10 protein-coding genes are annotated in these 10,316 nt (G+C 65.5%); 7 read left to right on the top strand and 3 right to left on the bottom strand.

Annotated features, from left to right (window positions below):
* Nucleotides 1–127: 127 nt before the first annotated feature.
* The gene (locus HKL97_RS11935; RefSeq protein ID WP_291425623.1) at nt 128–913 is read right to left on the bottom strand and encodes a class II glutamine amidotransferase; all 786 of its coding nucleotides are present in this window, start codon (nt 911–913) and stop codon (nt 128–130) included.
* On the opposite strand from HKL97_RS11935, the gene HKL97_RS11930 reads away from it, so the two are divergent.
* Nucleotides 882–1,013: a hypothetical protein gene (locus tag HKL97_RS11930; protein WP_291425625.1), complete on the top strand. Its 132-nt coding sequence runs from the start codon at nt 882–884 to the stop codon at nt 1,011–1,013. The genes HKL97_RS11935 and HKL97_RS11930 overlap by 32 nt on opposite strands.
* Here HKL97_RS11930 and HKL97_RS11925 read toward each other — a convergent pair.
* Both HKL97_RS11925 and HKL97_RS11920 read right to left on the bottom strand, forming a co-directional pair.
* The gene (locus HKL97_RS11925; protein ID WP_291425621.1) at nt 1,010–1,669 is read right to left on the bottom strand and encodes a peroxiredoxin; all 660 of its coding nucleotides are present in this window, start codon (nt 1,667–1,669) and stop codon (nt 1,010–1,012) included. The two genes, HKL97_RS11930 and HKL97_RS11925, sit on opposite strands and share 4 nt — an antisense overlap.
* Before the next feature lie 157 nt (nt 1,670–1,826).
* Nucleotides 1,827–2,825 carry a LacI family DNA-binding transcriptional regulator gene (locus HKL97_RS11920; protein ID WP_291425619.1) on the bottom strand — a complete coding sequence of 333 codons (999 nt, stop codon included), beginning with the start codon at nt 2,823–2,825 and terminating at the stop codon, nt 1,827–1,829.
* A gap of 173 nt (nt 2,826–2,998) precedes the next feature.
* Here HKL97_RS11920 and ptsP point away from each other — a divergent pair, with 173 nt between their 5' ends.
* The 6 genes from ptsP to pgl all read left to right on the top strand — a co-directional run.
* Nucleotides 2,999–5,506: a phosphoenolpyruvate--protein phosphotransferase gene (ptsP, locus tag HKL97_RS11915; RefSeq protein WP_291425617.1), complete on the top strand. Its 2,508-nt coding sequence runs from the start codon at nt 2,999–3,001 to the stop codon at nt 5,504–5,506.
* Nucleotides 5,503–6,453 carry a 1-phosphofructokinase gene (pfkB, locus tag HKL97_RS11910; RefSeq protein ID WP_291425615.1) on the top strand — a complete coding sequence of 317 codons (951 nt, stop codon included), beginning with the start codon at nt 5,503–5,505 and terminating at the stop codon, nt 6,451–6,453. The genes ptsP and pfkB overlap by 4 nt, the downstream gene beginning before the upstream one ends.
* The gene (locus tag HKL97_RS11905) at nt 6,450–8,126 is read left to right on the top strand and encodes a PTS fructose transporter subunit EIIBC (protein WP_291425613.1); all 1,677 of its coding nucleotides are present in this window, start codon (nt 6,450–6,452) and stop codon (nt 8,124–8,126) included. Before pfkB ends, HKL97_RS11905 begins: the two co-directional genes overlap by 4 nt.
* A 47-nt stretch (nt 8,127–8,173) precedes the next feature.
* Nucleotides 8,174–8,401, top strand: coding sequence for a hypothetical protein (locus HKL97_RS11900; RefSeq protein ID WP_291425611.1), 228 nt, complete (start codon nt 8,174–8,176; stop codon nt 8,399–8,401).
* Entirely contained in the window at nt 8,398–9,876 is a 1,479-nt protein-coding gene (gene zwf, locus HKL97_RS11895; protein ID WP_291425609.1) for a glucose-6-phosphate dehydrogenase, read from the top strand. Before HKL97_RS11900 ends, zwf begins: the two co-directional genes overlap by 4 nt.
* On the top strand, nt 9,873–10,316 hold a 444-nt coding region (pgl, locus tag HKL97_RS11890; RefSeq protein ID WP_291425607.1), incomplete at its 3' end, for a 6-phosphogluconolactonase. The genes zwf and pgl, both read left to right, overlap by 4 nt.

Here is a 10,316-nt window from a genome sequence, read left to right as displayed (position 1 = left end):
GTCATTCATGACGCAGGGTACTGCGCGCGGGTTGGTGGGCGGCGCGCGCTAAATATGACGCTAGTGGGACACGGCATTTTCAATGACGTGTCCCACTAGATTCAGGGGCGGGATACTGGCTTGCCGCCTATAAAAAATCCGGCCCTTTGATCTGGCGGCCGTGCCGGGCGGCGGCCACCTCGCCCTCGCGCAGCGGCTGCCAGGCTTCTGCCGTCAGCGGAACGCTGGCGAACAAAACCAGCTCCTGCATGGCGTGTTCGTCACCGATTCTGATACCGGAGGCTGCGGCTGCGGCATCGCCCGTGCCGCAGGCGCGCGTGAGCCGGAAAAGTCCGGGCGGGGCAATCGCGCCGTCCTGCTGTATGCGCCGGTGCCCATGCGCGAACAGCACATCGCCGTCCGCATATATGAAATTTGCCGGGCCAAGCGCGCGTAACTGCGCCGCGAAAGCCTCGATGACCGCCATTCGGCTGGCAACGGAGGGGAGCGCACGCCCGGCCCAGAGCGGGGAGAGCGCCTCGAGCAGGATGCAGAAGGCTATCTCGGAATCAGTCTCCCCGATTGGCTGAAAGCGAGTCCAGCGCCCGGCCATGCGCTGGTTGATTGTTGCGAGATCGCCATTATGCGCGAAAACATGCGCCCGCCCGCCCAGCTCGCGCATGAAAGGCTGGGTATTGCGCAGCGAGACCGCACCCCGGGTGGCGCGCCGGATGTGGGAGAGGACCAGGCCGGTGCGCTGCCGGCGCTGTTCGATGAAAGACACCCAATCGCTCTGCCCGGCCGGCTCGGGCTCACGGTACAGCCGGACATCGGCACCATCATAGAAGGCCAGCCCCCAGCCATCGAGCATCCTACCGCCGAAACCGCCGTGCCTGGAAAAAATGTCCAACGAAAAATTGACATTGGTTGGCATTTTGCTCGACAGCGCGAACAACTCGCACATCCGGGCCGCCTATTGCGCTGGTAATGGTGGTGATGATGGCGCGCGCATCATCGATCTTTCAGCAAATTAGCGGGGGAGTTCCTTTTTGGAGAAGTACCAATCGGTATAGTCATACCCCTTGCCCTGGCGCGCCTCGGCGTCAGCCTGGGTCTGCGGCGGCGGCACGATGACCTTTTCACCTGGCTTCCAGGCTTCCGGCGTCGCAATGCCGTGCTTGTCGCTGGTTTGCAAGGCTTCGAGCAGGCGCAGGAACTCCTCGATGCTGCGTCCGTTGCTCATCGGGTAGTATACCATGGCGCGCAGCTTGCTCTCGGGATCGATGAAGAAAGTGGCGCGCACGGCGGAGGTGTCGCTGGCGCCGGGCTGGATCATGCCATAGGCGTGCGCCACTTTCATTGAGAGATCCTCAATGATCGGGAACGGAACCTTGACCCCGAAATTATGCTCGATGCTGCGCGCCCAGGCGATGTGGGCGAAATTGCTGTCGATCGAAAGGCCGAGAAGATCGCAGTTCAGCGCCTGGAATCTTGGATAGTTTCTGGAAAATGCAATAAATTCCGTGGTGCACACGGGCGTGAAATCAGCCGGGTGAGAGAACAGGATCAACCACTTGCCCTTGTAGTCGGAGAGTTTTTTAGGACCATGCGTCGTCTTGGTCTCGAATGCGGGTGCCGCCTCGTTGAGCCGTGGCATCGCGACCGGTTGAAAGGCCTGGGCATCGTTCATGATTATTTCCCCCAAGTTTGAATTATGGTCATAATTAAGACGATGAGTTGTAGCGCAAACCCGGGTAATAGCCATTGATTTGAGTCAAGCTGATGCTGGCCATTTGTTTAGAGCCGCCCGCCCGGCGCGGGATGCAGCGGGCTTCAGGGGCGGGATGCTAACCCGCCGCCCCGGTTACCCGCCCTGTTGAGCCGCGAACCACACAGCGCCCGCCCAGCACCAACTTGCGCATGGGGGCATCCGGGGCGTCCAGCCGGTCCATCAGCAGTTGCATCGCGGCCCGGCCGAGATCGGCCACCGGCTGCTCGATCACGGTTAGCCCCGGCCCGGCCAGCTCGGTCCAGCTTTCATTGTCGAACCCGGCAATCGCCATGTCCTCCGGAATTTTCTTGCCGGCGGCGAGCATGGCGCGCACCACCCCCATCAGCATCAGCCCGTTGCTGGCAATTACCGCTTCCGGCGCCGTGCCCTGTTTGAACCAGTGGCGGGTTTCGGCTTCCGCCGCCTCGACGGTGGGGGCGATGAAACGCGCCGCCGGGGTAAGCCCGGCCCGCTGCATGGCCGCCACGTAGCCATCGTGCCGCTCGATGCCCGTGGTGCTGGCATTGCCGAACAACCCGGTGATGCGGCGATAACCCTGCGCCACCAGATGCGCCACCAACATGTCCGCCGCGGCGAAATTATCCAGCACCACCGCATCCCGGCCGCCAGCGCGCCCGGCGCGGTCGATCAGCACAATGGGGAAATTATAGGTTGCGCGGGCCAGTTTATCGACCGAGGCGCGCGTTGGCGCAAAAATAACGCCGGTGACACGCTCCTCCTCCATCAATTGGAGATACATCGCCTCTTTTTGTGGATTTTCATCAGTATTGCATAGTATCACACGCAATCCGGCTTTATATGCAGAATCTTCCACTGCCCGCGCAACCGCCGTGAAGAAGGGGTTGGAAATATCGGCAACGATTAGCCCTATGGTTTGCGAATGACGCGAACGCAGCCGCCGCGCCGAAAGGTTGGGCCTGTAGCCGGTTGCCTTCACCGCCGCTTCCACCTGGGCCTGCAGCTCCGCGCTGACCGGCCCGCCGCCAAGCGCCCGCGAGACCGTGGCTGGTGAAACGCCCGCCGCGCGGGCGACGTCTTTAATACTGATTGTCATTGATCCTGACGCTTTTCATAGAAATCGTTCTCAATATTTTCAGCACATTAGCCTATTATAATGCAAGTACATTGGGGGTGTACGACAAAAAAATGTTCAAATGAGCAGCATAGTGCTTGACAAGCGTGTATGAAATCGTTTTCAGTGTCATCAAGGTTACGGGGAAAACATCCATGTCATCAAATCTTCCAGATGCCCTCCTGGGGCGTGAGCTTGTCCGTCTGAACGCCGCGCCGGCCAACAAGGAGGCCGCGATCACGGAGGCCTGCCAGCTTCTGGTTGCCGTCGGCTGCGTGGCGCCGGATTTCGCCGCCAGCATGCTGCGCCGCGAGGCTGTGGCGAACACCTATCTCGGCCATGGCGTCGCCATTCCGCACGGGCTGGTCGAGGACAAGGACATGGTCCGCCGCGACGGCATCGCGATTTTGCAGGTGCCCGGCGGGATTGAATGGAACCCGGGGCAGACCGCGCAGCTCATTGTCGCCATCGCGGCCCGCGGGGATACCCACATCGCCATTCTGCGCCGCCTTACCCGGCTGATCCAGGACGAGGCGCGGCTGGCGGCGCTCTGCACCACGCGCGATGCGGGCGAGATCGTCCACGCCCTGACGCAGGACACGCCGATGGCTGCCGCGGCGCCGGTCGCGGATCTGGACCAGAAATTTGACTGGGTGGTGGATTACCCGGCCGGGCTGCACGCCCGCCCCGCCGCAGCCTGGGTTGATACCGTGCGCGCCACGGGCCTGCGCGTGCAGGTGCGCCACGGCAACGAGGCCGCGGATGCACGCAATCTGGTTGCCCTGCTGCAACTTGGCCTGCGCGCGGGCGATACGGTAACGGTCTCCGCCGAGGGTGAAGATGCCGCCGCCGGGCTGGCCCGGCTGCGCGCGCGCATCACCGGCCTCACCGCGCAGGAAGTGGCTGACGCCGCCAAAGCCGCCGCGCGGGCCGCCGCGCCGGTGCGCGGCTGGGCGCCGCCGGGCCAGCCCCATACCATAACCGGCATCGCCGCCAGCCCTGGCATCGCCATCGGCCCGCTGCATGTGCTGGCCGCCGCCGAGGTGCATATCCCCGATGAGCCGGTCTCCCTCACTGATGGCGGCAACGCCCTGCACGAGGCGCTGACCGCGACGCGCCAGCAGATGACCGCGCTGATCGACGACACCACCCGCCGCCTTGGCGCCTCGGATGCCGCGATCTTCAAGGCGCAGGCCGAACTGCTGAACGACAGCGACCTTATCACCCTCACCTGCCAGCTGATGGTCGAGGGCCATGGCGCCGCATGGTCCTGGAATGAGGCGATCGAGCGCATGGCCGCCAGCCTTTCGGCCCTGGGCAACCCGGTGCTGGCCGGGCGCGCGGCGGATATGCGCGATGTCGGCCGGCGCGTGCTGAGCTGGCTGGCGCCATCGGTCACTTTCGGCTCGTTGCAGGATCTGCCCGAACAGCCCTGCATTCTCGCCGCCGCCGATCTCTCCCCTTCGGACACCGCCGGGCTGGATATGAGCCGCGTCACCGGTCTCGCCATGGCGCTGGGCGGCCCGACCTCGCACACCGCCATTCTGGCGCGCACGCTGGGCCTGCCCGCGATCGTGGCGGGCGGCAACGCGGTGCTGGAGGCGAAATCGGGCACCATGGCGATCCTCGATGGCCAGACCGGGCGGCTGTATCTCGACCCTTCGGCCGATGACATCGCCTCGGCCAAGGCCTGGGCCGCGGAGCTGGCGGCCAAGCAGGCGCAAGAGGCGAAAAAACGCGGCGAGCCGGCGACCACCACGGATGGCCACCGCGTCGAAATTGGCGCCAATGTGAACCGGCCGGACCAGGTGCCCATGGCGCTGGCCGAGGGCGGGGAAAGCGTGGGGCTGATGCGCACGGAGTTCTTGTTTCTGGAAACCGGCGCCACCCCCACCGAGGACGAGCAGTTCGCCACCTATCGCGGCATGATCGACGCGCTTTCCGGGCGCCCGCTCATCATCCGCGCGCTGGACATCGGCGGCGACAAGCAGGTGGCGCATCTGCACCTGCCACATGAGGAAAACCCCTTCCTCGGCGTGCGCGGGGCGCGGCTGCTGCTGCGCCGGCCGGATCTGCTGCACCCGCAGCTGCGCGCCATCTACCGCGCCGCCGCGCAGGGCGGGGATGTGTCGATCATGTTCCCGATGGTCACCTCGGTGGATGAAATTCTGCGCCTGCGGGAAATCTGCGAGGAGATCCGCGCGTCGCTGGATGCCCCGGTGCTGCCGCTGGGCATCATGATCGAGGTGCCGGCCGCCGCCATCCAGGCCGACAACCTGGCGCAGCATTGCGACTTCTTCTCCATCGGCACCAACGACCTCACGCAGTACACGCTGGCGATCGACCGGCAGAACCCGGATCTGGCCGCCGAGGCTGACAGCCTGCACCCGGCCGTGCTGCGGCTGATCGCGCAGACCGTGGCCGGGGCGCGCAAGCATGGCCGCTGGGTGGGCGTGTGCGGCGGCATCGCGGGGGATCCGTTCGGCGCCGCGCTGCTCGCCGGGCTGGGGGTGAACGAGCTTTCCATGACCCCGCGCGACATTGCCGCGGTGAAGGCCCGGCTGCGCGAGGCTGATTTCGCCGCGTTGCAGACCCTGGCCGCCAACGCCCTGGCCGCCGCCAACGCCGCGCAGGTGCGCGCCCTGGATGGAGCCGGCGCATGACCCGCATCGTCACGCTTACGCTCAACCCGGCTATCGACGAAACAGTGCTGCTGGAGCGCCTGCGCCCCGGCCATGTGCACCGCGCCAGCGGCGTTGTCTTCCACCCCGGAGGCAAGGGCGTGAATGTCGCCAGCTGCCTGGCCGACTGGGGACTGCCCGTGATCGCCACGGGGATTCTCGGGCGGGGCAACGCGGGTACGTTCGAGGCGCTTTTCACAGCCAAGCATATCACCGATGCCTTCCTGCGCGTGGCGGGCGAGACCCGCACCAATATCAAGCTCAGCCACGACGGCGAGACCACAGACATCAACCTGCCCGGGCTGCGGATTTCGCACGAGGAAAGCACGCGGATTTTTGAGCAGACCCTGGCGCTGGCCGATGAAAACACGCTGGTGGTACTGGGCGGGAGCCTGCCTGCGGGAATTGCCGAGAATTTCTACGCCGGCCTGACCATGACCCTGCGTGAACGCGGCGCGCGCACGCTACTCGACACCAGCGGCATTCCGCTCACGCGCGCGCTGCAGGCCGCGCAACTGCCATACTGTATCAAGCCAAACCGCAGCGAGCTTGAGTTTTATGCAGGCAGCACGCTGAACTCTGATGAATCGCTGATCGCGGCCGCGCGCCAGCTCATCACCCGCGGGGTAAGCCTCGTGGTGGTCTCGCTGGGGGCGGAGGGAGCGCTGTTCGTCACCGCTGGCGAGGTTTTGCGCGCGGCCTTGCCCGCCCTGCGGGTGACCAGCACGGTCGGCGCGGGGGATGCCATGGTTGCCGGCATCGTCGCCGCCTTGTGTGAAAATGCCGGGCTGGAGGCAACCGCCCGTCTCGCCACCGCCTTCGCCACCGCCAAGCTGCAGCAAGCAGGGGCGAATCTACCCGCGCGGCAGAACGTGGAAAAGCTCTGCGCGCAAGTTCAAATCATCAAACAGGGAGAAAGCAGACAATGAGTGAGATTATCGCGTCGGTTACCGCCGGCGATGTTACCGTGAACGGCGTTCTTGCCGCCGAGGCTTTGCGAAAGGCCGCGAAATCCTCCGGCAAGAGCATAGAAGTTGAAGTGCGCACCAATGAGGGCGTGCTGAACCCGCTTGGCGCCCAGCAGATTGCCGGGGCCAAGCTTGCCGTGCTGGTCGGCAGCGCCGATGCGACGGACAGCCGGTTCGCAGGCATTAAAAGCATCCGCGCCACCATCGGCGAAGTGCTGGCCGACGCCGGCGCCGTGCTGAGCGGCAGCAAGCCTGTGAGCGTGGCGAAAAAGATCGTCGCCATCACCTCCTGCCCCACCGGCATCGCCCATACCTTCATGGCGGCCGAAGGATTGCAGCAAGCCGCCGCCGCGCTGGGCCATGAGATCCGGGTGGAGACGCAAGGCTCCGTCGGCTCGCAGACCCCGCTGACCGATGCCGAAATCGCCGCCGCCGATCTCGTGCTCATCGCCGCCGACAAGCAGGTGGACCTTGGCCGGTTCGCCGGCAAGCGCGTGTTCCAGAGCGGCACCAAGCCCGCGATCAACGATGGCCAGAACCTCATCACCAAGGCTCTCGCGGAAGCCGCCATGCAGGGCGGGAGCGCAAAAGCCGCCAGCACGCCGCAGAAAACCGGCGCCTACAAGCATCTGATGTCGGGTGTTTCGTTCATGATCCCCTTCGTCACCGCGGGCGGCTTGCTCATCGCGCTCGCCTTCGCCTTCGGCGGCATCTACGCAACCGACCCCTCGCACGCCAACACCTTCGCCGGCGCGCTGTTTGAGATCGGCGCCAAATCCGCCTTTACGCTGTTCGTGCCGATCCTGGGCGGGTTTATCGCCTACTCCATCGCCGACCGGCCCGGCCTGGCGCCGGGCATGATCGGCGGCCTGCTCTCCTCGCTGCTCGGCGCAGGGTTTCTGGGCGCCATCGCCGCCGGGTTCCTGGCCGGTTACAGCACTCTCTATCTCAACCGCCACATCAAGCTGCCACGCAGCATGGAAGGCTTGAAGCCGGTGTTGATCCTGCCGCTGCTCGGCACGCTGATCACCGGTCTGCTCATGGTCTATGTCATCGGCACGCCGATTGCCGAAATCCTTGCCTTCCTCACCAACTTCCTCAAGTCCATGCAGGGTTCCTCGGCCATTCTCCTCGGCCTGCTGCTGGGCGCGATGATGGCCTTCGACATGGGCGGCCCGGTGAACAAGGCTGCCTATACCTTCGCGGTCGGCCTGCTCTCCGCCCAGGTTTACACGCCGATGGCCGCTGTGATGGCCGCCGGCATGACCCCGCCGCTGGCCATCGCGCTGGCAACTTGGCTGTTCCCCGCCCGCTTCTCCGAGGAAGAGCGCGAGGCCGGTCTCTCCACCGGGGCGCTTGGCCTCTCCTTCATCACCGAAGGCGCCATCCCCTTCGCGGCGCGTGATCCGTTCCGCGTGATTCCCTGCACCGTCACCGGGTCGGCCATCGCGGGGGCTATTTCCATGGCATCCGGCGTGCAGCTGAAAGTTCCGCATGGCGGCATCTTCGTGCTGCCGATCCCCGATGCGGTCACGCATCTTGGCTTCTATGTCATCGCTCTGGTGGCGGGAACGGTTGTTACCGCGCTGATGCTGGGCGTGGTGAAGAAGAACTTCGTCGAAAAAACGGTCTAGAGTCTGATCGCTTGAGGTTGCCCAGCGCAAGCGGGGCGACCGAGGGCGTGAAGCAGCCTCCCGAACAACACCACAGGACCAACATTGAGAGCGCCTTGGTTGCCGGTCCTGAATTCACAGCCGGCCTCACGCGGCCGAGCGGCCTTGCGCTGCCGCAGGACGCGGAGAAGGTCCGGGGCCGCGTCGTGGCGCGGCACGGTCCCGGATTTCTATTTGCCTTCAAAAGCTTTAACAGCCAATTTGCCCGCGCCAACGTGAACAAGGAATTGCCATGACCAGCCGTGTCATCCCCGTCGTCCCCTTTGTACTTGTGGTTTTCGGTGCGACCGGCGACCTGGCCCGGCGCAAGCTGCTCCCGGCGATGTTCCACCGCGACGTGGCCGGACAATTGCCCGATTCGGCGAAAATCATCGGGGCCGCGCGCGGCAAGCTCACCACGGATGGCTTCATCAACATGGCGCGCGAGTCGATCATCGAGCATGTCCCCGCCGAGGAGCGCAGCGAGGCCGATGTCGAGCGCTTCCTCGCCCGGCTGGATTATCGCGCCGTGGAGGCCGATGACGACGGCGGCTGGCAGGAGCTGGCCCAGGCGCTCACCCCGTACCATGGGCGTGTCAACGTATTTTATCTCGCCACCGGCCCCGCGCTGTTCGGGCCCATCTGCGAGCGGCTTGGCCGATTCGGCATGGCGCATGCCAACGCCCGCGTGGTGGTGGAGAAGCCGATCGGCAAGAATCTTGAATCCGCGAAGGAGCTGAACGCGGCCATTGGCAAAGTCTTCCCCGAAGACCAGGTCTACCGGATCGACCATTACCTCGGCAAAGAGGCCGTGCAGAACCTCCTGGCTCTGCGTTTCGCCAACGGGTTGTTCGAGCCGCTATGGAATGCCGCGCATATAGACCATGTGCAGATCACCGTGGCGGAAAGCCTGGGCGTGGAAGGCCGCGCGGGCTATTACGACACCGCCGGCGCCCTGCGCGACATGGTGCAGAACCATATTCTGCAGCTGCTTTGCCTGGTGGCCATGGAGCCGCCCGCACGGCTGGACGCTGATGCCGTGCGCGATGAAAAGCTGAAGGTGCTGCGCGCGTTGAAACCGATTGCCGATGCGCTTTCCACGCAGGCGGTGGTGCGCGGGCAATACCGCGCGGGCGCCTCCGCCGGCGGCGCGGTGCGCGGATATCTCGACGAGTTGGGCGCGGAGACCAGCACCACCGAGACCTTCGTGGCGCTGAAGGCCGAAGTGCAGAACTGGCGCTGGGCCGGGGTGCCGTTTTATCTGCGCACGGGCAAGAGAATGCCCGAACGGGTGTCGGATATCGTGATCACCTTCCGCCCGCCGCCGCATTCGGTGTTCGATGCCTCGGCCGGGCCGATCGTGGCGAACAAGCTGGTCATCCGCCTGCAACCCGACGAGGGGGTGAAGCTCTGGCTGATGACCAAGGACCCCGGGCCGGGCGGCATGCGCCTGCGCTCGGTGCCGCTGGACATGAGTTTCGCCAGCACCTTCCAGGTGCGCAACCCCGATGCCTATGAGCGCCTGGTGCTGGACGTGGTGCGCGGCAACCAGACGCTGTTCATGCGCCGCGACGAGGTTGAAGCCGCGTGGACGTGGATTGAGCCGATTCTGGAAGCCTGGTCGAACGCGACGGAGCTGCCCAAGCCCTATACCGCGGGCACCTGGGGCCCCTCGGCGGCGGTGGCGCTGATCGAGCGTGATGGCCGCACCTGGCTGGACGGCGGGGCATGATCCAGGCATTCTCCTCACCCGCCGCGCTTGCCGAGGCCCTGGCCGACGCCGTGGCGGCCGCGCTCGCCGCGCGGCTGGCGCGCGAGGACGCGGCGGCGCTCGCGGTTTCCGGCGGCACCACGCCGGTGAGGTTTTTTCAGGCGTTGTCCGCGAAATCCATCGATTGGCCACGCGTGAGCGTGACCCTGGTGGATGAACGCTGGGTGCCGGAATCCTCCGCCCGCTCCAACGCCGCGCTGGTTAAAAACCATCTGCTGCAAGGTGCGGCGGCGCAGGCGGCCTTCGTGCCGCTGGTGAACGGCGCGGCCACGCCCGAGGCCGGGCTTGCTGGGGTGGAACAGGCGATTGCCGCCCTGCCCCTGCCCTTCGCGGCGGTAGTGCTCGGCATGGGGCTGGACGGCCACACCGCCTCCTTCTTCCCCGGCGGCGACCGGCTGGCC

Origin of the sequence: Acidocella sp., from assembly GCF_013044125.1 — a bacterium.
Taxonomy (GTDB): domain Bacteria; phylum Pseudomonadota; class Alphaproteobacteria; order Acetobacterales; family Acetobacteraceae; genus Acidocella.
The sequence above is the reverse complement of the archived record's forward strand: the minus strand, read 5'-3'. Positions and strand labels throughout refer to the sequence as shown.